The following is a 23,437-nucleotide window of genomic DNA, read 5'->3' on the forward strand; positions in this document are numbered from 1 at the left end:
ACCGCCTCAGCGCCGCCGCACGTTCCAGAAGGTCGGGAAGCCCGTATTCACCCCCGTGATGTCGTTGCGGATCACCGAGGGCTGGAAGAACTGGCCGAGCGGGATGTAGGGCACATCCTGCATCGCCTGGCGCTGCACATCCTCGCAGATCGCGCGCTGGCTGGCGGTGTCGGGCGCGCCGAGCCATGCGGTGCGCAGCTCCTCCAGCCGGGGGCTGGTGGGCCAGCCCGCCTGGGAGCCGGGGGCGGTGCCGTTCGCCTGCAGCTGGTTGTTGCTGACCGGGCCCAGATGGTCCGCACCCGACTGCGCGCTGACGAAGCAGCTCCAGCCGCCCTGGTCCACCGGCTCCTGCTTCTCGCGCCGGGCCATGATGGTGCCCCATTCGGTCGAGACGTAATCCACGTTGAGCCCCAGGCGCGTGAACAGGTCCGCCGCCACGTCGCACATGCTCTTCACGTAATAGACGTTGGAGCCGACGAGGAAGGTCACCTTCTCCCCGTTATAGCCCGCCTCGCGGATCGCGCGCTTCGCGGCCTCGATGTCGCGCGGGCCGGTCAGGGCCTGCATGCCGGCGTCGCTGGCCATCGGCGTGTCCGGGCAGAAGAAGCCGTAGGGCGTCTTGTACATCGAAGGATCTGAGCTGAGCGCCTGCATGAAATAGGGCTGGTCGATCGCGCCCAGCACCGCGCGGCGGATGGCGGGGTTGTTGAAGGGGGGCTGCAGGTGGTTCGGCCGGATGAACAGCAGGATGCCGGTCTTGTCCGTGATCTCGGTGCGCAGGTGGCGGCTGCGGCCGATCAGGGGCGCCAGGTCGGGGTTCAGCGTCTCCCACCAATCCTGCTCGCCGCTGATCATGGCCGATGCGGCGGTGGCGGGGTCGGGGATGGTGGTCCAGACCACGCGCTCGAAATGCACGACCTTGGGGTCGGCGGTCCAACCCGTGCCCTCGCTGGTCGGGCGGGGCACATAGCCCTCGAACTTCTGGTACACGTTGCGGGCACCCGCCACGCGCTCATTCGCGACATAGCGGAACGGGCCGCTGCCGATGATCTCGGTGATGGCGCGATAGGCGTCGGTCTGGGCCAGGCGCTCGGGCATCATCGCGCACATCGGGCCGGTGATGGGAGAGATCGCCTCCAGCAGATGCGGGAAGGGCGCGTGCAGGCGGAACTGGATGGTCTTGTCGTCGGGCGCGCTGAGCTCCGCCGTGGCGCGCATCAGCATGGCGCCGAAGGCGTGGCGCGTGCCCCAGCGGCGCAGGCTGGCGACGCAGTCCCGCGCCAGCACCGGCTGCCCGTCATGCCAGCGCAGGCCCTCGCGCAGGGTGATCTTCCACAGCCTGCCGTCCTGCTCGATGCTGTGGCCGGCGGCCATCTGCGGCACGGGCTTGAAGTCCGAACCGGTGCCGTAGAGCGAATCATAGACCATCTGCGCGTGGTTGCGCGGCGCCCAGGCGGCGACCAGATGCGGGTCCAGCGTGGTCAGGTCGCTGGCGGGAATGAAGCGCAGCGTGGATTGCCCTTGCGCGCGCACGGCGGCAGGGGCGGCCATCGCGGCCGCGGCGGAGGTCTGCAACAACGCGCGTCTATGCATCGGGGAAACTCCGAGCAAGAGGTGAGCCGTGTGCCGGCGCTTCTGCGCCTTTCTTGGTTCAGTCAGTCAGTCGGTAAATCAGTCAGTCGAGCAGGCCGGGCAGGGCGCGCGGCCGGGAAGGGGCGGGGGGTGCTGCTCGCAGCAGCGCCATCAGGGCATGGGCGGATTCACTGAGGTCGCGCGCGATCGCGGCCTCTGCCTCGGCCTCGTCGCGCCGGGCCAGTGCGTCCACCACCTGCCAATGGGTGGGGATGGAGGCCATGAGCGAGGCCCGGTCCGGCATCATCAGCTCCACATAGGGGCCGATGCGCAGCCAGAAGGGCTCGATGGCCGAGCACAGCATGGGCGAGTGGCTTGAGCGGTAGACCGCCGCGTGGAAGGCCCAGTTCGCCATGGCATAGCCCCGGCAGTCGGCCGCATCGGCCTCGGCCTCCAGCACGCGGCAGCGGGCGCGCACGTCCTCCAGCTCCTCTGGCGTGATCAGGCGTGCGGCCTTGCGGGCGGCGAGGCCCTCAAGGTGCACGCGGATCTCGAGCAGTTCCTGAAGCTCGGCCGGCGTCAGGGACGGCACATACAGCCGGCCCGAGACGGGGGAGGCCAGCAGCGCGCCTTCCGTCTCCAGCCGGGTCAGGGCCGCGCCCACGGGCTGTCGGCTGACGCCCAGCGCCTCCGCCAGGCCGCGCAGGGTGATGGCCTGGCCGGGGCGCAGGCGTCCGCTCATCAGTGCCTCACGCACCACGCGATAGGCCTGACGGTCCAGCGTCATGCGGTCCAGAACCGGCATGGCGGGAAGGTCGGCGGCGGAGGCGGGCACGCGCTTCATGACGGAAAGCCTAGCCTCGGAATTTTGGCATGTCACGTGTGACATTTGGAATTTGTCATGCCAAAATGCAGGCATGCTTCGCGCCGCCTCCGACAGTCCCCTCCCCGATAGCCCGCTCCCCGGCAGCCCGCTCAATGACCCGCTGATTTTCGCCCCGCCACCTCTCGTCCGGCCTGATGCGCTGGCTGAGGCGCTGCTGGCCGGTTGGGGGCTGCGCGGCAGCCTGACGCCGCTGGGCGGGGAGCGCGACCGCAATTTCCGCCTGACGCCCGACCAGGGCGAGGCCCTGCTGGTCAAGGTCTCCCACCCCGATGAGGAAGCGGCCGTCACCGATTTCCAGACCCGGCTGCTGCTGCATCTGGAGGCCGCGACCGACCTGCCGCTGCCGCGCGTGGTGCGCAGTCTGGCGGGCGGGACCGAATGCCGGCACCGGCTGGATGACGGGCGCGACAGCCTGCTGCGCGTGCTGACCTTCGTGCCCGGCGGCCCGCGTGAGGACCGCACCGCCGATGCCTTCGGCTTCGGCATGCGCGCGGCGAAGCTCAACGCGGCGCTGGCCGGCTTCGCCCACCCCGCCGACGGGCGCCGCCTGTTGTGGGATATCCGGGAGGCACCGGAACTGCGCCACCTGCTGGACAAGGTGGCGGACCCCGCGCTGCGCGCGCTCGCCGCCGCGGCCCTCGATGCCTTCCAGGACAAGGCCGCGCCGCTGCTGGCCGCGCTCCCGGGCCAGGTGATCCATAATGACCTGAACCCGCATAATGTGCTGGCCGATGAGCAGGGGCGTTTCGCCGGCATCATCGACTTCGGCGACGCCGTGCGCGCGCCCATCCTGCAGGAGGTCGCGACCGCCTGTTCCTACCTCGTCATGCCCGGGCCGCAGCCGATGAAGGCGGTCGAGGAGTTCGTGGCGGGCTATGCCTCCGTGCATTCCCTTCCGGCCGCGCATGTCGCGCTGCTGCCGGTCATGATGGCGACCCGCATGGCGCTGACCGTGCTGATCACCCATTGGCGCGCGGGCATGCAGCCCGAGAACGCGACCTATATCCTGCGCAACATGCCCGGTGCCCGCGCCGGGCTGCAGACCCTCGCTGAACTGGGATGAACACCATGTCCGACACCGCCGCCCCGCCGAAGGGCATGGCCATGATCAATGCCTTCGACCCCAACGCCGTATCAGGGCTGAATGAGCGTGAGCGCGAGATGGTGGCGCGCCGCCGCCGCCTGCTCGGCCCCGCCTACCGGCTGTTCTACGAGCACCCGGTGCATCTGGTGCGCGGCGAGGGCGCCTGGCTGTTCGATGCCGAGGGCAACCGCTTCCTGGACTGCTACAACAACGTGGCCTCGATGGGCCATGCGCACCCGCGCGTGGTGGAGGCGATCGCGAAGCAGTCCGCCCGGATCAACACCCACACCCGCTACCTGCACGACACGGTGCTGGACTATGCCGAGGCGCTGCTCGCGACCTTCCCGGCCTCGCTCGGCCACGCCATGTTCACCTGCACCGGGTCCGAGGCGAATGACCTGGCCCTGCGCATCGCCCGCGCGCATACGGGCGGCGAGGGCATCGTCGTCACCTCGCTGTCCTATCACGGCGTGACCTCGGCGCTGGCGGAGCTCTCGCCCTCTCTGGGTGAGGGCGTGCCGCTCGGCCGCCATGTCGAGACGGTGGCGCCGCCCGATGCCTATCGCGGCGGGGCGGACATGCCCGCGCGCTTCGCGGCCGACATCACGGCGGCCTTCGCCCGGCTGCGCCGCCACGGCATCCGCCCCTGCGCGCTGCTGGTCGATACCATGTTCACCTCGGACGGCGTCTTCGCGGACCCGCCGGGCTTCCTGGCCCAGGCGGCCGAGGCGGCGCGCGCGGCCGGCGCCCTGTTCATCGCCGATGAGGTGCAGCCGGGCTTCGGCCGCACCGGCGCAATGTGGGGCTTCCAGCGCCATGGCGTCGAGCCCGACATGGTGACGATGGGCAAGCCCATGGGCAACGGCCACCCGGTGGCGGGGCTGGTGATCAAGCCGGAACTGCTGGAACGCTTCGGCGGCCAGGCGCGCTACTTCAACACCTTCGGCGGCAACCCCGTCTCGGCGGCGGCGGGCCTCGCGGTGCTGCAGGTGCTGGCCGAGGAAGGGCTGGCCGAGAACGCGGCCAAGGTCGGCGCGCATCTGCGGGCCGGGCTGAACACGCTGGCCGCGCGGCATGAGGCGATCGGCGACGTGCGCGGCGCGGGCCTGTCGGTCGGGCTGGAACTGGTCACGGACCGCGCGACGAAGGAGCCCGCCACGGCCCTGACCGGGCGGGTGGTGAATGCGCTGCGCGAGAAGCGCGTGCTGATCAGCGCCTCGGGCCCCGCCGCCAACATCCTGAAGATCCGCCCGCCGCTGTGCCTTTCCGCGGAGCAGGCGGACATGTTCATCGAGGCGCTGGACCAGGTGCTGGCCGGCTGAGCCGGCCGAAGGCGGCCATGCCCAGCAGCATGGCCGCGACGAACAGCAGCGCCTTCCAGCCCGCGAAGGCGAAGGAGGCGAGGGCAGGGCCGGGACAGAAGCCGGCCAGCCCCCAGCCGATGCCGAACAGCGCCGCGCCGCCCAGCAGCCGCGCATCCAGCCCCTGCTTCGTGGGCGGCGAAAAGGCCGGGGCACAGAGCGGTGCCGCGCGGCGTTTTGCCAGGGCGAAGCCCAGCGCCGCCACCGGGATGGCCCCCCCCATGACGAAGGCGAGGCTCGGGTCCCACTCGCCCGCGATATCGAGGAAGGCCAGGACCTTCGCCGGATTGGCCATGCCGGAGACGATGAGCCCGAGCCCGAACAGGGCGCCGGCCGCCAGTGCCGGCAGGATGGTGGGCATGCTCAGCCTCCGGTCAGGTGGCGGGTGATGAAGACGGTGATCGCCGCCGTGGCCATGAAGACCAGCGTGGCCGCGATGGAGCGCGGCGAGAGGCGGGCGATGCCGCACACCCCATGGCCGCTGGTGCAGCCCGAGCCCAGCCGTGTGCCGAACCCCACCAGCAGCCCGGCCAGCACCAGCGTGACGGGGCCTGCCGCGATCTCGGTGCCCGGCATGCCGATGAACGCCACATAGCCCAGCGGCGCGCCGATCAGCCCGGCCAGGAAGGCGAGCCGCCAGGCGCGCTCACTACCGCCCGACGACAGGCCACCCGACGACAGGCCGCCCAGGATGCCGCTGATGCCCGCGATGCGGCCGAGCGACAGCCACAGCAGCGCCGCCGCCGCGCCGATCATCCCGCCGCCGAGCAGCGAGGCCAGGGGAGTGAAATGCGTGCTCATCACAACAGGTCCAGCGGCACCTTGAGGTAGCGTTTCCCGTCCGGCCCGGCGGGGGGCAGCTTGCCCGCCTTCATGTTGACCTGGATGGAGGGGATGATGAGGCGCGGCATGGAGAGGGTGGCGTCGCGCTTCTCGCGCATCGTCACGAACTCGTCCTCCGTCACGCCGTCGCGGATATGGATGTTGTTCGCGCGCTCCTCGGCCACTGTCGTCTCCCAGGCGATGGCCCGGCCGTTGGGGCCGTAGTCGTGGCACATGAACAGCCGCGTCTCGGGCGGCAGGGCCAGGACGCGGTGGATGGAGCGGAACAGCACCCGCGCGTCGCCGCCCGGGAAATCCGCGCGCGCCGTGCCGCCGTCGGGCATGAACAGCGTGTCGCCGACGAAGGCCGCATCGCCCACCACATGCGTCATGCAGGCGGGGGTATGGCCCGGCGTCAGCAGCGCGGTGGCCCGCATGGTGCCGATCATGTAGTGGTCCCCGTCCTGGAACAGGCGGTCGAACTCGCTGCCGTCGCGGCGCCATTCGGTGCCCTCGTTGAACACCTTCCCGAAGGTGTCCTGCACGACGGTGATGTTGGCGCCGATGCCGATCTGCCCGCCCAGCGCCTGCTGGATATAGGGCGCGGCGGAGAGGTGATCGGCATGCACATGCGTCTCGATCAGCCATTCGAGCGTGAGGCCGCGGGCGCGGATATGGGCGATGATCGCATCCGCCGAGGCATGGCCGATCCGCCCGGCCGCGTAGTCGAGGTCGAGCACGCTGTCGACCACGGCGCAGGCGGAGGAGGCAGGGTCCTTCACCACATAGCTGATGGTGTTGGTGTCCGGGTCGAAGAAGGGCGTGACGTCGGGGTGGGACATGACCGTTTCTCCTGTTGGGCCGTTCAGGCCGATCGCCAGATGATATAGGCCGCGACGGCAAAGACGATGCCCGCGAAAATGCGGTTGAGCGCGTGGCGGCCGCCGGCCAGGCGCAGGGCCAGCCGCATGCCGATCCAGCCGCCCAGCACGCCGCCCGCGATGAACTCACCCGCCACCGCCCAATCCACATAGCCCGAGGCCGCGTAGTTCAGCGCGGTGGTCAGCCCGAAGGCGCCCACCGCGAACAGGGAGGTGCCGACGGCCTGGATCATGGGCATGCCGGTGGCCAGGATCAGCCCCGGCACGATCAGGAAGCCGCCGCCGATGCCGAAGAAGCCCGAGAGCAGCCCCACGCAGAGGCCGATGCCGCCCGTGCGCGCGGCCATGCGCGGCGACATCGCGGCCCGCGCATCGGCCCCGCCCTTGGGCCGGGGTCGCAGCATGGCCAGGCCGATCACGACCATCATGCCCGCGAAGAACAGGATCAGCCGCTCTCCGTCCACTGCCTTGCCGAGCGTGGAACCCCCGAACGCGCCCAGCACGCCCGCCAGCGAGAAGACGGCCGCGACCGACCAGCGCACATTGCCCGTGCGGGCATGCCCCGCGAGGTTCACGAAGGCATTGGCCGAGACCGCGAGCGCCCCGGTGCCGAGCGCCACATGCGGCGAGAGGCCCACCGCGTAGAGCAGCAGCGGCGTCGCGATGATGGAGCCCCCGCCGCCGATCAGCCCCAGCACGAAACCGACGAGGCCGCCGGAGGAGAGGGAGAGAAGGACGTCCATCAGCGGGCGTCCTTGCCGGGGTGGAGGAGGGGGTTCATGACCTATTAAATTAGAGTATCCTTATATATAAAGTCGCGCTTTCGCGACCGTCAAGCCCGCGGCAGCGCGCCATCAAGGGGCTGCCGCCGCGCCGGCTCGGTGCAGGGTTCGGGAAGCCAGGATCAGGCGCCTTCGCTGCCCGGCCGGTAGACCAGCAGGTCGATCTCCACCAGGGCGTCCCGTGCCAGCCCGGTGACGCCCACGCAGGTGCGCGCGGGCAGCCGATCGGCCGGGAAGCACGCGGCATAGGTCGCGTTCATCGCTTCATAGTCTCGCTGAAAATGCGTGAGGTAGATGCGCGCCTGGGCGACATCGGCCAGGCTGCAGTCCAGCCCCTCCAACACCCGGGTCAGGTTGGCCATCACCTGGCGGGTCTGGGCTTCCACCCCCTCGGGCAGGGGCAGGGTATTGTCCAGCGGGTCGGTCGGCATTTGCCCGGTCACGAACACCCAGGGGCCGATCGAGACCGCGTGGCTGAAGGGCGCCACGCGCTGGGGACCATCGCTGAGCGTGTGGAACAGCATGGGCGGCATCAGGATCATGCGGGGCCCTCCGCTCAGCCGTTCCAGGAGCGGGCCTGGGCGGCCACCGCATCGCGGTCGAACTCGTTGATCCGGTCAATGAAGCTGCCGTCGAAGGCCGCGTTCAGGTCGTGGTCCGCCGGCAGTTCGTTGGCGGCCACCATCTGCTGTTTCAGGCGCGCCCATTGGGAGGGCAGGCTCTCCCCGTATTTCGTCACGCCCTCCAGCGCATAGCTGCTGAAGCGGGACAGGAAGACGCGCTTGGCCTCGGCCATCACCTGCGCCGGGTCGCCGCCCTGCGGGCGCGTCTGCGGATAGAGCTGCCAGTGGATGCGGATGGCGGCCTCCGGGTTGGTCAGCCCGAAATGCACCGATTTCGCGATGGCGCGGCACATCTTCACAACCAGGGCAGGGTTCTCGCGCAGCAGCGCCTCACGTGTGATGATGGCATTGCCGAACAGGTCACCGAAGAAGCTGGGGCGCAGCTCAGTGAATTCCATGCCCCGGTTCTCCAGCGCCGCGACCGCGGTGTCCCAGGAGATCCAGCCCGCGATGTCCCCGCGTCGCAGCGCCAGCAGCGCCGGCGCGCCGGTGCCGGTCGCGACCTGGCGGATGTCCTTCTCGATATCCAGCCCCGCCTCCTGGAAGGCGGCGGTCGCATAGGGCTGCGGGCCCAGCACCGGGATGCCCAGCGTCTTGCCCTTCAGCTGCGCGATGCTGGTGACGCCGCCTGCCTTGGGCACCACGATGCGGTTGATGGGCTGGCGGGCGTGCATGTAGACGGCCTTGATCGCCATGCCCTGGTTGCGCGCCATCAGGATCTGGTCGCCGGAAATCGAGATGAAGTCGATGTTGTTGTTGGTGATCAGCTGAAGCCCGGCCGTGTTGCCCGCGATGCCGAACACCTCGACGTCCAGCCCTTCCTCACGCCAATAGCCCAATGCGCGGGGCAGGGAGGAATGGGCCGCGTGGCCGGTGGAGATGTCCGTCGTGGTCGGGCCGAAGCTGCTCTTGGCGAGCGCCTGTCCGAGGGCCGGCGCCGCGAGGCCGCCCGCCGCGAGGGCGGCACCGGCGGCGAGGAGGGATCGACGTTGGGTCATGGGCTGCTCCGTTCTTCCTTCGGCGCCCAGAACAGCAGGCGCCGCCGGAGCGCCTGAATGGTGCCGTAGGCGAGGACGCCGATACCGCCGAGCACCAGGAGAAGAGCGAAGACCTGCGGGATGTTGAGCCGCGCATTGGCCTGCACGATGAGGTAGCCGAGCCCCGCCGAGGCCCCCACGAACTCGCCCACGATGGCCCCCGTCAGGGCGAAGACCGCGGCGATCGACAGCCCCGAGAAGACATGCGGCAGCGCCCCCGGCAGCTTGGCCGAGACGAGGCACCGCAGGGGGGCCGCGCCGAGCGCCAGCAGCACGTCCAGCCGCCCGCGATCGGTGTCGCGCAGCCCGGCGATGGTTGTGACCAGCATGGGAAAGAAGGAGATGATCGCGGCCACCGCGATCTTGGAACCGGGCCCGAAGCCGAACCATACCACCAGCAGCGGCGCCAGGGCGATCTTGGGCATGGTCTGGATCGCGACCAGGCAGGGATAGACGGTACGCTCCAGCAGCCTGATCTCGGCGATGAGGGTGCCGACGACGAGCCCCGCCGCCACCGCGATGGCGAAGCCCGCCGCAGCCTCGGCCAGCGTCACCAGCCCGTGCTGCAGGAACAGCCCGCTGCGCAGCCCCGCGACCAGCGAAGCCGCGATGGCCGAGGGCGCGGGCAGCACGAAGGCGCTGACCACGCCGCTCCAGGCTACGGCCTGCCACAGCGCGACCAGCACCAGGAAGACCAGCGGCGTCAGCACCAGTTCCGGCCGGCGGCGCAGCCAGAGCGGCGCACCGCGCGGCCTGGGTTCTGGGATCGCGATCCGGAGGGCCGCGTCGGTCAATGCGCTATGCTCGGCAGGGCCGTGGCGTCCTCGCCGTCCAGCAGGCGGCGGATGCGCACGACCGTGCTGGAGAAGATGGGCGAGGCGATGATGTCGAGGTCGCGCGGGCGGGGCAGCTCGATGCGGATATCCTCCACGATGCGGCCCGGGCGGCTGGACATCACCAGCACGCGGTCGCTGAGGAAGACCGCCTCCGCGATGGAGTGGGTGATGAGGAAGACGGTCTTGTTCGAGCGCGCGGCGATGCGGCCCAGCTCCACATTCATGGTGTCGCGCGTCATGGCATCCAGCGCGCCGAAGGGCTCGTCCATCAGCAGCAAAGCGGGGTCATGGATCAGCGCGCGGGCGATGGCCACGCGCTGTCGCATACCGCCCGACAGCTCATTGGGCAGCTTCCGCTCGAAGCCCTCCAGGCCCACCATCGCCAGCAGTTCCTTGGCGCGGGGGCGCATCGCCTTGCGGTCCAGGCCCAGTACCTCGACCGGCAGCATCACGTTGGCTTCCGCGCTGCGCCAGGGCATCAGGTTAGCGTCCTGGAATACCACGCCCACATCCTTGCTGGGGCCGCGCATCGCCTGGCCGCGCAGGCTGACGCTGCCGGCATAGTCGCGGATCAGCCCGGCCAGGATGCGCAGCACCGTGGTCTTGCCGCAGCCCGAGGGGCCGACCAGCGAGACGAACTCGCCCGGCCGGATGTCGAGGTTCACGCGCGACAGCGCCTGCACCTGCTCCCCCCGGGCGGTGGGGTAGATTTTCGTCAGGTCCCGGACGGCGATGAGCGGCGTGGCCATCAGGGTGCGGCGTTGCCGACGACGCGGTCCAGGATCCAGAGATCATGGTCGTGCACCAGCTTATCCTGCGGCGTGAAGCAGCCCGGGCGGTTGAGGGCGGATTCCGCGCCGCGCTGCTGGCGCTCGGCCGCGATCACGTCCTCGTCGCGCACCTTGTCGGCGTACTTCAGGTACAGTTCCAGCGTCTGCTGGAAGTCGGGCAGCGCGGCGGTGGATTCCGGCACCATGGTGGTGGTGAACAGCCGGCAGGCGCCCGGGCCCTCGGGGATGATCTCGGTGCAGCTCACCATGTCGATGGCGAAGCCGATCATCGCGTTGGTGTGCACATAGGGGAAGAAGGTGCCGATCTTCAGCTCGGGCGGGAGGTCCAGCTCGGGGAACTTCGCCTCGCCCTCCGGCGTGCCGCGGCTGCCGTTGAAATAGGTCCAGTGCATCAGGTAGTTGCCGAGATAGATCTTGGGATCGTGGAAATCCCGCTTCGACACGCGCTTCTTGTTCAGCGTGGTCTGGTGCACGAAGGGCACGTGATACCCGTCGGACCAGTTCTCCGCGTAGAACTTCCAGTTGGCCTTCACCGGGAATTCGCGTCGCGCGACGCAGACCATCTCCTCGGTCTTCCAGGGGGCCACGCGGTCCGACAGGTCACCCAGATAGGTGGCCAACTCCGGCGCGTTGGGATCGAAGTTGATCCACATGAGGCCGCACCACAGTTCCAGCCGGATCGGCGTCAGCCCATGGTCGGCCTTCTGGAAATGCTCGCTCTCCTCGAACAGCGGCGTGCCGATGAGGTCGCCTTCCAGCGAGAAGGCCCAGGCGTGATACGGGCATTTCAGCACGTTGCAGCTGCCCTCGCCCTCCATGATGATGGAGCCGCGATGCGTGCAGGAGTTGATGAAGGCGCGCACCACCATGTCCTTGCCGCGCACGATGATCAGCGGCACGTCGCAGAAGGTCATGGTCAGGTAGCTGCCGGCATCCGGCACCCGGCTGTGGTGGCCGATGCAGTTCCAGTATTTCTTGAAGATCGCGTCCTTCTCGCGCTCGTAGAAGCGCTGGGAGGTGTAGCACCAGGGCGGCAGCGTCTCGGCGGAGTGATAGGGCCGGCGCACGCCGTCATAGTGGCGCGGGTCCAGTATATCCGCCGGTTCCTTGATCTCTCGCATCATCATCGCTTGTCTCTCCCTTGGCCGGTCAATGGCCTGGCGTGCCGCGGCGCGGCTCCGCCCAGAACAACAGGCGCTGGCGCAGGGCGGCCACGCCGAAATGCAGCAGCAGGCCGAGGGCGGCCAGCATCGCCAGGATCGAGAAGGTGCGCGCCGTCTCCAGGTTCTCGTTCGCATAGAGGATCAGCGTGCCGAGCCCGGCCTTGGCCCCCACGAACTCCCCCACGATGCTGCCCAGCAGAACGAACACGACGGCGACATTCACGCCCGAGAAGATGAAGGGCAGGGCGCCCGGCAGCCGCACCATGCGGAATACCTGCCCGCGGCTCGCGCCCAGCGCGTGCATCACGTCCAGCCGCCCGGGGTCGCAGGCGCGCAGGCCGAGGATGGTGCTGACCAGGACGGGGAAGAAGGCGATGACCGCGGCCAGCACGATCTTGGAGCCCATGCCGTAGCCGAACCAGACGATGACGAGCGGCGCCAACGCGATCTTGGGCATCGCCTCGAAGGCGATCAGGAAGGGGTTCAGCGTGCGCTCGACCAGGGGCGAGATCGAGATCAGCGCCCCGATCCCCACGCCCATCGCCACCGCGATGACGAAGCCCGCCAGCGACTGCGCCAGCGTGACGCCCAGATGCAACGGATAGACCCCGCTGGAAAAACCGAGGACGAGCTGTTCGCCGATCTCGCTCGGCGCCGGCATGATCAAGGGGTCGAGCCCGCCCCAGAGCGCGCCCGCCTCCCACGCCGCCAGCAGCAGCACCACGAAGATCAGGGGCGGCGCCGCCTCACGCCACATCGAGACTGGCCTTGCCCGCGGGCTCCGGCCGGCGCGCGTTGGCGCCCGCGAATTTGCGCCAGGCGATCACGCCGGTGTCGCTCTTGGACAGGCGTTCGGGCCCCGGCACCACCGCCTCGACCAGCACCTTATCCTGGTCGGAGAAGATGCGGTCATGCGCCCAGCCGCGCCACACCGCGTAGTGCAGGCGGTCGTACATCTCACGCATGCGGCCAAGCCTGCGGAAATTGTTGATGTTGAAGCAGCGGGTGGTGTTCTCGTCGATCGGCACCGCCCATTGGATCAGCGCGTACTCGCCGCTGAGCCGGCCCACGATGATGAGGCCGGGCAGCCACAGCTCCGACTGGTTCTGGATGCCGTAGACCTTGTGCGCCTTGGATTCCTGGAAGCCCGAGACGTTGCCGCGCCCGGTGGGCTTCATGAAGCGCCACCACTCATTGTTCGGGAAACGCCCGAGGCCGGGGAACTCCGCGCTGGTCATGCCGCCCGACCGCTTGAAGGACATGCCCTTGCCGGAGGGCAGGGGCTTCGGCTCGATCGTCAGGGCGAAAGGCAGGACGGGCTGGAAGATCAGCTCCGGCGAGGAGCGATGCACATACTGCGCGTGGTGATCGTTGCCCCAATTGTCCACCAGCCAGCGCCAGTTGCACTTGTAGTCGGTGTACATCGGGATGGTGAAGAACTCGTCCTGCCGGCCGATATAGGGCGGGATGTCCTCCTCCAGCACGGAGGGCTCCATCTCCCCGGGCCAGAGCCAGATCAGCCCGGCGAATTCGCGGATCGGGTAATGCCTGATCGTCACCTTGCGGGTGATCGGCGCGTCGGGTCCGTCCATGATGGCGGCCACCAGCCGGCCGTTCGAGCCGTCGAAGGTCCATCCGTGATAGGGGCAGCTGATGGTGCCGGTGCCCTTGTAGGAGCATTCGCCGAGCGAGAGCTTCACGCCGCGGTGCGGGCAGCGGTCGTCCAGCGCATAGAGCTTGCCGTCGTCGCGATAGACCACGATGTCGCGACCCGCCAGACGCACGGCCTTGGGCTTCTTCTTCACCTCGGCGGCGCGCAGGATCGGGTACCAGTAATTCTCGAAGCCGAGCTTCGGAATGCCATGCCCCCGATAGGGGATCTCGGCTGGATCGTCGTCGCGGTCGGTCTGCGCCATGGCGATTTCCCTTCGGCTGGAAGCTATTCTCGCAGGGGGCGGCGCGTGGCCGCGACGGGAAATGCCGCCCGGCGGGCGGCAATTGCGGCCTGGCCGCATCGCCATTGGACAAGGCGGGGGCAAGGTGATGAAATCCGCCCCGGGGACGCCGGACGATTCACACGGTCATGCAGACAATCGAGGTGTCGCATGGCTTTTCCATCATGGCTCAGCGCGCTGCCGGCGATGTCGGGGCCGCGCTACCTGGCCATCACCGAGTGCCTGGCCGCCGCCGTCCAGGCCGGTGAGCTGCGGCCCGGCGACCGGCTGCCGCCGCATCGCGACTTGGCCGGAACCCTCTCGCTCAATGTCAGTACCGTCACGCGCGCCTATCACGAGATGCAGAAGCGCGGCCTGGTCCAGGGGGAGACGGGGCGCGGCACCTTCATCGCGCCTCCCCATGGGCATGACGGGCCCTTCACCCTGTCCCACGGCACGCCGGCCGGGAATTTCGTCGATCTGTCCCATAACTTCCCGCCCACGGCGCCGGTGCACGGCCTGCCCGCGATCAGCGCCGCGATGGAATTCTCGGAACGCGAACTGGCGGGGCTGCTCTCGGGGCAGGCGGATGTGGGGCAGGCCTGGCACCGGGATGCCGGGGCGCAGTGGCTGCGCGGCTTCGGCATCGAGGCCACGCCGGAGGACGTGATCCTGACCGGCGGCGGCCAGCATGGGCTGATGCTGGCCATCGCCGCGCAGACCAGGCCCGGCGAGCCGGTGCTGACGGAGGAGCTGGGCTATTACGGGCTGAAATCCACCGCCGCCATGCTGGGGCGCCCCCTGGTGCCCGTGCGCATGGATGCCGAAGGGCTGATGCCCGATTATCTGGAGCTGGCCTGCCGGCGCAGCGGCGCGCGCACGCTGGTCTGCACGCCCACCCTGCACAACCCCACCACCGCCACCATGTCGCTCGTCCGCCGGCAGGAGGTGCTGGAGGTCTGCCAACGCCTCGGCGTGACCATCATCGAGGACGACGTCTACGGCTTCCTCATCGAGCCCTCTCTGCCGAGCTTCGCGGCGCTGGCCCCCGGGCGCACGATCCATGTCACCAGCATCTCCAAGATCGTGGGGCCTGGCTGGCGGCTGGGCTACCTCAAGGCGCCGCGCCCGATGCAGGAGGCTTTGGGCATCGCGCTGCGCGCCACCACGCTCATGGCCTCCAGCCTCGCCGGTGAGGGGATCAGCCGCCTGATCGCGAGCGGCGCGCTGAGCGGTATCAGTGCCCGCGTGCGGCAGGAGATCGCGTGGCGGCAGCGCGTGGCGGCCGGCATCTTCAACGGGCTGCGGGTCAGGCAGCATCCGGCGGCGTTTCACCTGTGGATGCGCCTGCCGGTGGGCTGGACGGCGGAGGAGTTCACGCGCCGGGCCGCGCAACGCGGCGTGGGCGTGGCGCCGAGCCCGTTGTTCGAGATGGGACGCGCCGCAGAGGACCAGGCCGTGCGCATCTGCGTCAACGCCGCACCCTCGGTCGAAAGGCTGAGCGAGGCGCTGGGCATCCTGCGGGACCTGGCGCGCCTGCCCAGGCTGGCCTGAGGGGGGCGGGCGGGGATCTGCCCCGCGGCATGCGCCAATCGTCCAAGCCCGCCCCGCGCCGCGCCGCCATAGTCGGCGCGGGCGGGCTGACCGGCGCGCCTCTGAAACAGGAGCTGGACGACAACCATGAACCGCATGCTGCCGATACTTCCCCTGGTCGCGGGCCTCGCTCTCGCCGCCTGCGACACGCCGGCTCCGGTGCCCGGCCCCACCGCCGTGAACCCCCAGCAGTTGCATACGCTCGTCGACGAGACGGGGGCCGTGGTGGGCATGGTGCCGCTTTCCGCCGTGCTGAACACCCCGCCGGGCACCGCGCTCTTCGCCAACATCAACGGCGCCAACCGGCTCGTTACCCTCGGCCCGCGCATGAACATGGGCGTGTCGGGCGGCGAGGCCGTGGTGACCGGCAATTCCGACGGCCGCCTGGTGGTCGAGCGCGTGACGCCCGCTACCGGTGACCTCGCCCCGCGCGGCATTCCGGTGGTGACGAGCACGGAACCCGGAACGGGCCGGCCCATCATCACCTATGTGCAGCCGGGCCAGCAGGCGCCGGCCGGCGTGATCGCCGGGCCGCGCGGCAACCGCCGCCAGGCGCCGACCGCGCCTGGCCAGCTGGCGCCCGGCACTGCCGCCGTGGTGGAGCCCGCGCGCTGAGCGCCGAGCGCGCTCACCGTGAGACACGCCCGCCATCCGTGACCGCTTCCTAGTCTGCGCGCCCAGGGCAGTTGCCGGGGGGCGCATGGAAGCAGGTCAGTATTCGCACGGGGGCGGGCGGGCCTATGCGGCGCCCGTTCCCTCGGGTCCGTTTCTGTCCGCCTGGCGCATGAGCCGGGTCGAGGCCTTCGTGGCCATGCACATGGACCGGCTGATTACCGTGCCGGAAATGGCCGCCGCGGCCGGGCTTGGGCGCTGCCAGTTCGCCCGGCTTCTGAAGGCCAGGCTGGGCTGCACGCCGCATGGCTGGCTGACCCGCCGGCGCATCGCCCACGCCCGGTGGCTGATCCTGAACAGCGACGCCTCGCTGGCCGATATCGCCCTGGCCTGCGGCCTCAGCGATCAATCCCACCTGACGCGCCTGTTCCGGCGGGTGATGGGCCAGACGCCCGGGCGGTGGCGGCGCGCGATGCGCGCAGCGCCTCCATCAGCATAGCAAGGCCGGCGTAGAGCGCAGCCAGCAGGCCCAGCAGCCGGATCTGTCCGGCGGCCAGGCCGGGGGCAGCCCCCATCTGCGCGATGCGCACGAAGGCATCGATGGCGGATGTGCTGGGCAGGGCCTGCGCGACCGGCCGCAGCCATCCCGGTATGGCCTCCGGTGGCCAGGCAAAACCGGCGAGGAAGAAGACCGGCAGGCCCATCGCGGCGGTGGCGAGCTGCACCGTCAGGGGCCGCCGCAGCACCGCCGCGGCCAGCAGGCCAAGCGCTGCCACCGCCAGCACGAAGGGCAGCCCAACCAGCGCCATCGCGCACAGCCCGCCCAGGCGCGGAATGCCGTAGAGCCACGTCAGCCCCACCAGGTAGAAGGGAAGCATCACCGCCTGCACCGCCACCCCTGCCAGCAGGCGCCCCAGCACCAGCGCCACAGGCCCGGCGGCGGGGGCGGGCGCCATGCAGGCCAGCAGACCCATCCCGATCAGCAGCGTCTGCTGCAGGATCAGCACCAACGCGCCCGGCAGCACATAAGTGGCGTAGCCGCCCTGCGGGTTGAACAGCGAGACGGTGGTGAGCGGCATCGGGTCCGTCGCCGCGACGGCAAGGGCTGGGTCTACGCCGATGGCGATCAGCCGCCCGGCTTCCACCTCGGCACCCAGGGTGCGGGCGACGGCACCCACCCCGGCCGCGATGCGCGAGTAGATCAGGAAGTATCCCGCATCGGCATAGAGGGCGACCGGGGCGGCGCGGCCATGCAGCAGGTCGCGTTCGAAATGCGGCGGCAGCACCAGGATGCCGTGCACGCGCCGCTCCCACACCGCGCGCTGGGCGGCGGGCAGGTCGGGGGCGGACAGTGCGATCGCCACCTCCTGCGTTGCGTCCAGCCGGCGCAGGAAGTCCCGGCTGGCGGTGGAACCGTCCAGATCCACCACGGCCAGCGGCACGTCGCGCAGCGCCTCGTTCACATAGGGCTGGGGGTACAGCACGGCATAGATCAGCGGCGCCAGCACCATCACCGAGAAGACCGGCCGCAGGCGGAAGATGCGGGCCAGCTCGTGCCGGGCCACGGCCAGCACCGCCCTCATGCGCGGCGTGCCTCCAGCCGCAGCGCCACCAGCAGGGCCAGCCCCGCGACGAAGGCCGCCAGCACCAGCACCGGATGCCAGGAGAATTCGGGCGGCGTGCCGCGCAGCGTCTGGTCGATGCGGGCCTGCAGGTACCATGTGCCGGGCAGCAGCGCGCCCCAGCCTTGGGCAAAGCCGTTCATCGCCAGGCGCGGAAAGCCGATGCCCATGAAGCCGAAGGCGGGGGCCGTGATCAGCGTGCCGATGCTGACGGCGCTGCCCATCGGCGTCAGCACCAGCGCCAGCAGCGCGCCCATCAACTGGCAGGCGAGCAGGAACAGCACCCCCGCCAGCAGCAGCAGCCCGCGGTCGCCGCGCAGCGGCAGGCCGAGCCAGCCGAACAGCCCCGCATCCCCCAGCCCCAGCACGATCAGGAACAGCAGCGTATAGGGCAGCAGCTTGCCCAGCATGCCGGCCCACAGCCCGCCGCCCAGCCGGCGCAGGATGCGCAGCCGGTAGGGGGTCTCGACATCCAACCCCACGGCATAGGCGCTGCCCACCACCGCCACGATCTGCAGCAGCGCCGGCATCAGCGCGGCCAGCAGGAAATGCGCGTAGTTCAGCGCCGGGTTGAACAGCGGGTGCAGTTGCACGGGCACCGGCTGGAGGGATGCCTGGGCGGCCTCCAGCGGCTGGCCCTGGGCGCCGCGCAGCGACAGGCGGATGCCGCCCGCCACGGCCGGCACCGCGGCGCTGATGCCGCGCAGCGCGAGCCCGCCAGTGGTCATCATCTGGTTGTTGACGAAGACCACCACCTCCGGCCGCCGCCCGGCACTGACGTCGCGCTCCAGGTGGCGGGGCAGCAGCAGCAGCGCGTCGGCGCGCCCGGAAAGGATCATCGCCCGCCCCTCCGCGAGATCACCCGCGCGCAGGGCCACGGCGCTGTCGGGCGTTGCGTCCACCAGGCGGATGATGCCGCGCGACAGCTCCGACCCATCCAGGTCCAGCACCGCGACGGGCAGGCGCGTGGCCAGCCCCGCGCTGAACACGGCGGCCAGCAGCGCCATCAGGCACAGCGGGGCGGCGGTGCACAGCACCAGCAGCAGCGGGCGGCGGCGCAGCCGGTCCAGCTCCCGCCGGAACACCAGCCAGGGCCCGGCGGAGAGGCCGGGTGCGGCGCGCATCTCAGCGGTTCCAGGCGGCAATGACGCTCATGCCCGGGCGCAGGCCGGTGGCGGCTTCCACCGGCACGGCCCGCACCTCGAAGGTGCGCAGGTCGAAATCCCCGGTGGCGCGGGTGGCGCGCCAGGTGGCGTATTGCCCCTGGACGTTGATCATCGTGACGCGGACGGCGATCCGCACGGCCGAGAGCGCAGGCACCGTCACCTCGAAGCGGTCGCCGATGGCGAGGCCCGCCAGCAGGTCTTCCCGCAGGTTGAAGGTCAGCCACAGGCGGCGCATGTCGATCAGGGAGAACAGCGGCGCGCCCGCGCTGAAATTCTCTCCCAGCTCCGCCACGCGGGTCGTCACCAGCCCCTGTATGGGTGAGCGGACGGCCAGTTCCGCCACATCCACTTCGCGTTGGTGCAGGGCCGCGCGGGCCTGCTCGACCTGGGCGGAGGCCAAGGCCCGTTCCTCCTCGCTGGCACCGGTGCTGGCCAGGCGCAGCGCCGCATCGGCTGCGTCACGCCGGCGCTGCGCGGTCTCCAGGTTGCGGATCGCCTCGTCTACCCGGGCCTGGGGTGTGTTGCCGGTGCGCAGAAGCTGCGCCTGGCGGGAATAGGCCTCCTGGTTCAGCACCACGTCGCTCTGGGCGGATGCGAGCTCGGCCCGGCGCATGGCGATGGTCTCGGGGCGGGTGCTGCGGATGCGCGCGTCCTCCGCGATGGCCACCCCCAGCGCCGCCCGGGCGGCCAGAAGTGCCGCGCCCAGCTGGGGGCTTTCCAGCTCGGCCAGCAGCGCGCCCTGTTCGATCTCCTCGCCCACTCCGGCCGCCAGCCGCGCGATGCGCCCTGCCACCCGAGGACTGATGTCCACCCGGTCGGCCGAGACCTCGCCCTGCACGGTCAGCGGCGGGGGGAGGGTGGCGGCATAGAGCAGCACCCCCAGCGCGCCCAGCATGCCGAGCAGCAGCACGCCTCTCAGAAGGCGCCGCGCGGTCTGCCTCATGCCATCGTCTCCCGGTTGCGGCGGAAGGGTAGGCGCCGCGCCGCACGCGGCATCGTGAGTTCCGGTAAGAACCCCCGTCGCTCACGGTGAGTCACCCGCCGGGGCGGCACTGCCTTGCTTGACTTGCCGCGCCCGCGCGAAACAAATGGCCGGACCGGGTTTCCAGGACGCGAGCATGACCCCGACGGCTTCACCGCCCCCCGAGGCCATCAGGCAGCAGATGGCGCGTATCGAGGCCAGCCCCGAATTCGCAGGCTCCGCCCGCCTGCTGGCCTTCCTGCGCTTCATCGTGGAGGAAACGCTGGCCGGTGCCGCCACCGCCCTGAAGGAGGTGGTGATCGGCAATGCGCTGTATGGGCGCGAACCGCCTTATGATTCGCGCATCGATTCCACCGTGCGGGTGGAGGCCCGGCGCCTGCGCCGCAAGCTGCTGGACTACCAGAGCGGCAGCGGGCGAACGGACCCGGTGGTGATCTCCCTTCCGGTGGGCGGCTATGTGCCGAGCTTCGCGCCGCGTGGCGAGCGGCACCCCGAGCCTGCCGCGCGCGACAACATCTTCCGCCCGGGAGAGGGCGCGGTGGTGGCTGTCATCCCCCTGCGTGCCATTTCGCCCGACCCGGCGCTGGAGGGCTTCGCGGATGGGCTGACCGATGAGCTGATCTACACCCTGGGCCAGTCGGAAGGGCTGTGGCTGCCCTCGCGCAGCAGCACCTTTCAATACAAGGGCCATGACCGCCCCGCGGCCGAGCTGGCGCGGGCGCTGAATGCCGATGCCGTGCTGCAGGGGGCGGTGCGGCTGGACGGCGGCCTGCTGCGCGTAACCATCGAGTTGAGCGACACGGAGGGGATGATCGTCTGGTCCGACCGCTTCGACGCGCCGGCCGGCCAGCCCCGCCAGTTCCAGGAGAAGATCGCCCGCACCCTGCTCAGCCGGGTGCGCTTCGATTCCTCCCGCATGCGGGAGATGCGCATCGCCCCGGGCCCGCAAGCCCTGCGCGCCCACGCCAAGGTCTATCGCGCGCGGCTGCTGCTGGACCAGCAGACCCCCGACAGCGTGGCCAAGGCGATGGCTCTGTTCCGCCAGGTGGCCGAGGCAGCCCCGGATTATGCGCGCGGCCATACCGGGATCGCCGACTGCCATTGCGACCTGTTCCGCCTTGGCCTGATGGGCCGGGAGGAGGCCATGCGGGGCGCGGGCGCCGCTGCCGAGGCGGCGCTCGCGATCGACCCCGGCTCCGTCGAGGCGCATGCCGCGCGCGCCACCATCCTGGCCTGGATGGCGCGTGATCCCCCGGCCGCCGAGGCCGCCTTCGAGGAGGCATTGCGCCTCGCGCCCAACGCGCGCGCCTGCCGGCACTACGGCGTGCTCCTGGCCCTGTTCGGTGAGGAGGAGCACGCGGAGCTGCTGTTCCGCGAGGCACGGGAGATCGAACCCTTCTCCGCCTCCCAGGACATTGCGGAGGCGATAGCGCATTACCATGCCCGCCGCTTCGCCCAGCTGCGCCCGGGCCCGCTGCCGCCGGAGGCACTGGCCCATGTGGTGCTGGGCCAGGTGTTCGCGGGCGACGCGGCGGGGGCCACTGCCCAGCTGCCGGAAGCCGAGCGCCTGTGTGCCCGCCACCCGGAGCTGCTGTTCCTGGGGCCTGAGGTCGAGGCCTGGCTCGGTGCGCCGGCGCGTGCACGCCGGCTCGGGGCCGCGGCCCTGGCGCGCGGCACCTGCTATGCCCGGGCCACCCTGGCGGCGGCTCTGGGGGAGGCGGAGCGGGCACTGGATGCGCTGGATGCGGCGCTGGAGGCAGGCGAGCTGTCGACGGCCTGGATCCGCACCGATGCGCGCTTCGACGCGTTGCGCGGCCTGCCGCGATTCCAGTCCCTGCTGGAGCGCCTGCGGCCGCGGCGGTGACACCGTGAGGCTTGCGCGATCTCACGCCTCCGGCATCGGGCGCACCAGTAGGATGCGAGGCCGAGGATGGGTTGTCCGGAGGAGCCATGGCCCCCGTGAGGAGCACCGGCGCGCGCCGCGGGCATGAGGCCTCGCTGCGGGGCACGCTGCTGCTGCTGCGGGAATTCCACACGGCCTGGAACGAGCGCCGCTGGCAGGATTACGCGGCCCTGCTGGACCCGCGCCTGAAGGCCCACCCGACGGGAGAGGACAGGCCCGAAGGCAAGCTGCGCCATCTGGAGCGCATGCGTGCCTTCTGCCGGACTTTCCCCGATGCGCGGCGCCACATCGACCCCTGCCTGGACATGCTGGTCAGCCATGACGGCCTGCGCAGCGCCTCGGTGCTCAACCTCTCCGGCCAGGCACCCGACGGGCGGCCGCTGCGGGCGACCGGTGTCTTCATCCTCCATTGGCAGGCGGGTTGCATCATCTCCCTGCGGGAATTCCTGCAGCAGGCATGACGGAAGGCGGGTCGCGCGCCGCGCGCCTTGGGAGTATCGAGAAGGCTCCCCGAGCAGGACACCGGCATGGAACCCATGGCATGAGCACGCCCCTGCGCCTGGCGGCGCTGCTCGCCCTATCCGTGGTTCTGGCGGCGGGGCTGGAACTGCTGCACCTGCCGGCCGCGCTGCTGCTCGGGCCGCTGATCGCCTCCGCCGCCATGTCGGCGGCCAATCAGCGGGTGAACATTCCGGTGCCCGCCTTCGCGCTCGGCCAATCGGCCATCGGCTGCATGATAGCGCGCAGCATTCCGCCCGACATCCTGATGGAGGTGGCGCGCGACTGGACCGTGTTCGTCCCCGGCATCCTGGCCGTGATCGTGGTGGGCTTCGCGCTCGGCTGGCTGCTGGCGCGCTGGAAGGTGCTGCCGGGCACCACCGCGATCTGGGGATCCTCGCCCGGCGCCGCGACGCCCATGATCCTGATGGCCGAGAGCTATGGCGCCGATGCCCGGCTGGTGGCCTTCATGCAGTATCTGCGGCTGGTGCTGGTGGCGCTGTCGGCCACGGTGGTGGCCCGGCTGTGGGTCGGCCCCTCCGATGCGGTGGCGGCCGCGGTCGTCTGGTTCCCGCCGCTGCGCTGGGGGGATTTCGCGATGACCCTGGCGCTGGTGGTTGTGGGGGCAGAGCTCGGCCGGCGTGTCAGGCTGCCGGCGGGCGGGCTGCTGCTGCCGCTCGGCATCGCGGTGCTGGCGCAGAACGTCTTCGGCCTGCATCAGGAGCTGCCGCCCTGGTTCCTGGCGGCTGCCTATGCCGTCGCCGGCTGGCAGATCGGCTCGCGCTTCGACCGGCCCATCCTGCGCCATGCGGCGCGTGCCTTCCCCGGCCTGTTCGCCGGGGTCATGGCGATGATCGTGCTCTGCGCGGGTGTGGCCTGGCTGATGGTGGTGCTGGCCGGCGTCGATCCGCTGACCGCCTATCTGGCCACCAGTCCGGGTGGGGCGGACACGGTGGCCATCATCGCCGCCGGCAGCGGAGTCGACATGGCCTTCGTCATGGCCATGCAGACGGCACGCATGGTCGTGGTGATCCTGACCGGCCCCTGGATTGCCCGCATGGTGGCCAATGCCCAGGTGCGGCAGAAGGCCAGGAGGGCGGCGCGGTAGCACCCTCGCGCAGGCCCGGCCGGCTGTATGAACGGGAGCTTGGCCCGGCATGCGACGTCCATGCCTCTCCACCTTCCGTCCTGTGCCTCAATGACCCTCAGGCGGTGCCGCAGGCGGCTTGAGATCGTGATGCCCGAATGGGCCTGACCGGGGGCGGGTTACCCCTGCCGGCGCCAGCTGC

At 70.5% G+C, this 23,437-nt stretch carries 24 protein-coding genes; 8 read left to right on the forward strand and 16 right to left on the reverse strand.

All coding sequences use genetic code 11. The features are described 5' to 3' along the window. Positions 1-6: 6 nt before the first annotated feature. Complete coding sequence (locus EOD42_RS20710) at positions 7-1,593, reverse strand: ABC transporter substrate-binding protein (protein ID WP_127789491.1); 1,587 nt, start codon at positions 1,591-1,593, stop codon at positions 7-9. A gap of 82 nt (positions 1,594-1,675) precedes the next feature. Then, on the reverse strand, positions 1,676-2,416 hold the full coding sequence (locus EOD42_RS20715) for a GntR family transcriptional regulator (RefSeq protein WP_164868046.1): 741 nt from the start codon (positions 2,414-2,416) through the stop codon (positions 1,676-1,678). A gap of 73 nt (positions 2,417-2,489) precedes the next feature. On the opposite strand from EOD42_RS20715, the gene EOD42_RS20720 reads away from it, so the two are divergent. Together EOD42_RS20720 and EOD42_RS20725 are read left to right on the forward strand one after the other, a co-directional pair. After that, positions 2,490-3,521, forward strand: a complete 1,032-nt coding sequence (locus tag EOD42_RS20720) for a phosphotransferase (RefSeq protein ID WP_164868047.1) — start codon at positions 2,490-2,492, stop codon at positions 3,519-3,521. A gap of 5 nt (positions 3,522-3,526) precedes the next feature. Further along, positions 3,527-4,864, forward strand: coding sequence for an aspartate aminotransferase family protein (locus tag EOD42_RS20725; RefSeq protein ID WP_408902175.1), 1,338 nt, complete (start codon positions 3,527-3,529; stop codon positions 4,862-4,864). On the opposite strand, the gene EOD42_RS20730 is transcribed toward EOD42_RS20725, so the two are convergent. The 11 genes from EOD42_RS20730 to EOD42_RS20780 all read right to left on the reverse strand — a co-directional run bounded on the left by EOD42_RS20730 (position 4,830) and on the right by EOD42_RS20780 (position 13,754). Next, positions 4,830-5,264 (reverse strand): DUF6691 family protein, encoded by a 435-nt coding sequence (locus tag EOD42_RS20730; RefSeq protein WP_127789494.1) that lies wholly within the window; start codon positions 5,262-5,264, stop codon positions 4,830-4,832. The two genes, EOD42_RS20725 and EOD42_RS20730, sit on opposite strands and share 35 nt — an antisense overlap. A 2-nt stretch (positions 5,265-5,266) precedes the next feature. Next, complete coding sequence (locus EOD42_RS20735; protein ID WP_127789495.1) at positions 5,267-5,704, reverse strand: YeeE/YedE family protein; 438 nt, start codon at positions 5,702-5,704, stop codon at positions 5,267-5,269. Next, positions 5,704-6,567 carry an MBL fold metallo-hydrolase gene (locus tag EOD42_RS20740; RefSeq protein ID WP_127789496.1) on the reverse strand — a complete coding sequence of 288 codons (864 nt, stop codon included), beginning with the start codon at positions 6,565-6,567 and terminating at the stop codon, positions 5,704-5,706. Before EOD42_RS20740 ends, EOD42_RS20735 begins: the two co-directional genes overlap by 1 nt. A gap of 23 nt (positions 6,568-6,590) precedes the next feature. Next, positions 6,591-7,349 carry a sulfite exporter TauE/SafE family protein gene (locus tag EOD42_RS20745; RefSeq protein WP_127789497.1) on the reverse strand — a complete coding sequence of 253 codons (759 nt, stop codon included), beginning with the start codon at positions 7,347-7,349 and terminating at the stop codon, positions 6,591-6,593. A 161-nt stretch (positions 7,350-7,510) separates the two neighbouring features. Continuing rightward, the gene (locus EOD42_RS20750) at positions 7,511-7,930 is read right to left on the reverse strand and encodes a RidA family protein (protein ID WP_206020420.1); all 420 of its coding nucleotides are present in this window, start codon (positions 7,928-7,930) and stop codon (positions 7,511-7,513) included. A 14-nt stretch (positions 7,931-7,944) separates the two neighbouring features. Beyond that, positions 7,945-9,009: an ABC transporter substrate-binding protein gene (locus EOD42_RS20755; RefSeq protein ID WP_127789498.1), complete on the reverse strand. Its 1,065-nt coding sequence runs from the start codon at positions 9,007-9,009 to the stop codon at positions 7,945-7,947. Next, on the reverse strand, positions 9,006-9,842 hold the full coding sequence (locus tag EOD42_RS20760) for an ABC transporter permease (RefSeq protein ID WP_127789499.1): 837 nt from the start codon (positions 9,840-9,842) through the stop codon (positions 9,006-9,008). Before EOD42_RS20760 ends, EOD42_RS20755 begins: the two co-directional genes overlap by 4 nt. Further along, complete coding sequence (locus EOD42_RS20765; RefSeq protein ID WP_127789500.1) at positions 9,839-10,633, reverse strand: ABC transporter ATP-binding protein; 795 nt, start codon at positions 10,631-10,633, stop codon at positions 9,839-9,841. Before EOD42_RS20765 ends, EOD42_RS20760 begins: the two co-directional genes overlap by 4 nt. Beyond that, positions 10,633-11,802: an aromatic ring-hydroxylating oxygenase subunit alpha gene (locus tag EOD42_RS20770; RefSeq protein ID WP_127789501.1), complete on the reverse strand. Its 1,170-nt coding sequence runs from the start codon at positions 11,800-11,802 to the stop codon at positions 10,633-10,635. Before EOD42_RS20770 ends, EOD42_RS20765 begins: the two co-directional genes overlap by 1 nt. Positions 11,803-11,824: 22 nt before the next feature. Beyond that, the gene (locus tag EOD42_RS20775) at positions 11,825-12,595 is read right to left on the reverse strand and encodes an ABC transporter permease (protein WP_127789502.1); all 771 of its coding nucleotides are present in this window, start codon (positions 12,593-12,595) and stop codon (positions 11,825-11,827) included. Continuing rightward, positions 12,585-13,754 (reverse strand): aromatic ring-hydroxylating oxygenase subunit alpha, encoded by a 1,170-nt coding sequence (locus tag EOD42_RS20780; RefSeq protein ID WP_164868048.1) that lies wholly within the window; start codon positions 13,752-13,754, stop codon positions 12,585-12,587. The genes EOD42_RS20775 and EOD42_RS20780 overlap by 11 nt, the downstream gene beginning before the upstream one ends. A 189-nt stretch (positions 13,755-13,943) precedes the next feature. Here EOD42_RS20780 and EOD42_RS20785 point away from each other — a divergent pair, with 189 nt between their 5' ends. From EOD42_RS20785 to EOD42_RS20795, 3 genes are all read left to right on the forward strand, one after another. Continuing rightward, entirely contained in the window at positions 13,944-15,326 is a 1,383-nt protein-coding gene (locus tag EOD42_RS20785) for an aminotransferase-like domain-containing protein (protein ID WP_164868049.1), read from the forward strand. 126 nt (positions 15,327-15,452) lie between these two features. Further along, complete coding sequence (locus EOD42_RS20790) at positions 15,453-15,980, forward strand: hypothetical protein (RefSeq protein ID WP_127789505.1); 528 nt, start codon at positions 15,453-15,455, stop codon at positions 15,978-15,980. A gap of 169 nt (positions 15,981-16,149) precedes the next feature. Continuing rightward, a complete protein-coding gene (locus tag EOD42_RS20795) occupies positions 16,150-16,476 on the forward strand; it encodes a helix-turn-helix domain-containing protein (RefSeq protein ID WP_164868050.1) in 327 nt (108 codons plus the stop codon). On the opposite strand, the gene EOD42_RS20800 is transcribed toward EOD42_RS20795, so the two are convergent. The 3 genes from EOD42_RS20800 to EOD42_RS20810 are packed head-to-tail and all read right to left on the reverse strand — an operon-like array spanning position 16,376 to position 19,708. Next, on the reverse strand, positions 16,376-17,560 hold the full coding sequence (locus EOD42_RS20800; protein WP_127789507.1) for an ABC transporter permease: 1,185 nt from the start codon (positions 17,558-17,560) through the stop codon (positions 16,376-16,378). The genes EOD42_RS20795 and EOD42_RS20800 overlap by 101 nt on opposite strands. Further along, positions 17,557-18,723 carry an ABC transporter permease gene (locus EOD42_RS20805; RefSeq protein ID WP_127789508.1) on the reverse strand — a complete coding sequence of 389 codons (1,167 nt, stop codon included), beginning with the start codon at positions 18,721-18,723 and terminating at the stop codon, positions 17,557-17,559. Before EOD42_RS20805 ends, EOD42_RS20800 begins: the two co-directional genes overlap by 4 nt. Position 18,724: 1 nt before the next feature. Then, the gene (locus tag EOD42_RS20810) at positions 18,725-19,708 is read right to left on the reverse strand and encodes an HlyD family secretion protein (RefSeq protein ID WP_127789509.1); all 984 of its coding nucleotides are present in this window, start codon (positions 19,706-19,708) and stop codon (positions 18,725-18,727) included. Between the two features lie 175 nt (positions 19,709-19,883). Between EOD42_RS20810 and EOD42_RS20815 the strand changes: the two genes are divergently transcribed. The 3 genes from EOD42_RS20815 (at position 19,884) to EOD42_RS20825 (ending at position 23,256) form a co-directional block, all read left to right on the forward strand. Then, positions 19,884-21,611, forward strand: a complete 1,728-nt coding sequence (locus EOD42_RS20815; RefSeq protein WP_127789510.1) for a TPR end-of-group domain-containing protein — start codon at positions 19,884-19,886, stop codon at positions 21,609-21,611. 95 nt (positions 21,612-21,706) lie between these two features. Then, positions 21,707-22,111, forward strand: a complete 405-nt coding sequence (locus EOD42_RS20820; protein ID WP_164868051.1) for an ester cyclase — start codon at positions 21,707-21,709, stop codon at positions 22,109-22,111. 80 nt (positions 22,112-22,191) lie between these two features. Then, a complete protein-coding gene (locus EOD42_RS20825; RefSeq protein WP_127789512.1) occupies positions 22,192-23,256 on the forward strand; it encodes an AbrB family transcriptional regulator in 1,065 nt (354 codons plus the stop codon). Positions 23,257-23,437 lie beyond the last annotated feature (181 nt).

It is taken from the genome of Rhodovarius crocodyli (assembly GCF_004005855.1).
GTDB classification, from domain to species: domain Bacteria; phylum Pseudomonadota; class Alphaproteobacteria; order Acetobacterales; family Acetobacteraceae; genus Rhodovarius; species Rhodovarius crocodyli.

Bases quoted from the DNA above. Each gene is read 5' to 3' on its own strand.
- EOD42_RS20710 (WP_127789491.1), bottom strand. From the start codon at position 1,593: ATGCATAGACGCGCGTTGTTGCAGACCTCCGCCGCGGCCGCGATGGCC.
- EOD42_RS20715 (WP_164868046.1), bottom strand. From the start codon at position 2,416: ATGAAGCGCGTGCCCGCCTCCGCCGCCGACCTTCCCGCCATGCCGGTT.
- EOD42_RS20720 (WP_164868047.1), top strand. From the start codon at position 2,490: ATGCTTCGCGCCGCCTCCGACAGTCCCCTCCCCGATAGCCCGCTCCCC.
- EOD42_RS20725 (WP_408902175.1), top strand. From the start codon at position 3,527: ATGTCCGACACCGCCGCCCCGCCGAAGGGCATGGCCATGATCAATGCC.
- EOD42_RS20730 (WP_127789494.1), bottom strand. From the start codon at position 5,264: ATGCCCACCATCCTGCCGGCACTGGCGGCCGGCGCCCTGTTCGGGCTC.
- EOD42_RS20735 (WP_127789495.1), bottom strand. From the start codon at position 5,704: ATGAGCACGCATTTCACTCCCCTGGCCTCGCTGCTCGGCGGCGGGATG.
- EOD42_RS20740 (WP_127789496.1), bottom strand. From the start codon at position 6,567: ATGTCCCACCCCGACGTCACGCCCTTCTTCGACCCGGACACCAACACC.
- EOD42_RS20745 (WP_127789497.1), bottom strand. From the start codon at position 7,349: ATGGACGTCCTTCTCTCCCTCTCCTCCGGCGGCCTCGTCGGTTTCGTG.
- EOD42_RS20750 (WP_206020420.1), bottom strand. From the start codon at position 7,930: ATGATCCTGATGCCGCCCATGCTGTTCCACACGCTCAGCGATGGTCCC.
- EOD42_RS20755 (WP_127789498.1), bottom strand. From the start codon at position 9,009: ATGACCCAACGTCGATCCCTCCTCGCCGCCGGTGCCGCCCTCGCGGCG.
- EOD42_RS20765 (WP_127789500.1), bottom strand. From the start codon at position 10,633: ATGGCCACGCCGCTCATCGCCGTCCGGGACCTGACGAAAATCTACCCC.
- EOD42_RS20770 (WP_127789501.1), bottom strand. From the start codon at position 11,802: ATGATGATGCGAGAGATCAAGGAACCGGCGGATATACTGGACCCGCGC.
- EOD42_RS20775 (WP_127789502.1), bottom strand. From the start codon at position 12,595: ATGTGGCGTGAGGCGGCGCCGCCCCTGATCTTCGTGGTGCTGCTGCTG.
- EOD42_RS20780 (WP_164868048.1), bottom strand. From the start codon at position 13,754: ATGGCGCAGACCGACCGCGACGACGATCCAGCCGAGATCCCCTATCGG.
- EOD42_RS20785 (WP_164868049.1), top strand. From the start codon at position 13,944: ATGGCTTTTCCATCATGGCTCAGCGCGCTGCCGGCGATGTCGGGGCCG.
- EOD42_RS20790 (WP_127789505.1), top strand. From the start codon at position 15,453: ATGAACCGCATGCTGCCGATACTTCCCCTGGTCGCGGGCCTCGCTCTC.
- EOD42_RS20795 (WP_164868050.1), top strand. From the start codon at position 16,150: ATGAGCCGGGTCGAGGCCTTCGTGGCCATGCACATGGACCGGCTGATT.
- EOD42_RS20800 (WP_127789507.1), bottom strand. From the start codon at position 17,560: ATGAGGGCGGTGCTGGCCGTGGCCCGGCACGAGCTGGCCCGCATCTTC.
- EOD42_RS20805 (WP_127789508.1), bottom strand. From the start codon at position 18,723: ATGCGCGCCGCACCCGGCCTCTCCGCCGGGCCCTGGCTGGTGTTCCGG.
- EOD42_RS20810 (WP_127789509.1), bottom strand. From the start codon at position 19,708: ATGAGGCAGACCGCGCGGCGCCTTCTGAGAGGCGTGCTGCTGCTCGGC.
- EOD42_RS20815 (WP_127789510.1), top strand. From the start codon at position 19,884: ATGACCCCGACGGCTTCACCGCCCCCCGAGGCCATCAGGCAGCAGATG.
- EOD42_RS20825 (WP_127789512.1), top strand. From the start codon at position 22,192: ATGAGCACGCCCCTGCGCCTGGCGGCGCTGCTCGCCCTATCCGTGGTT.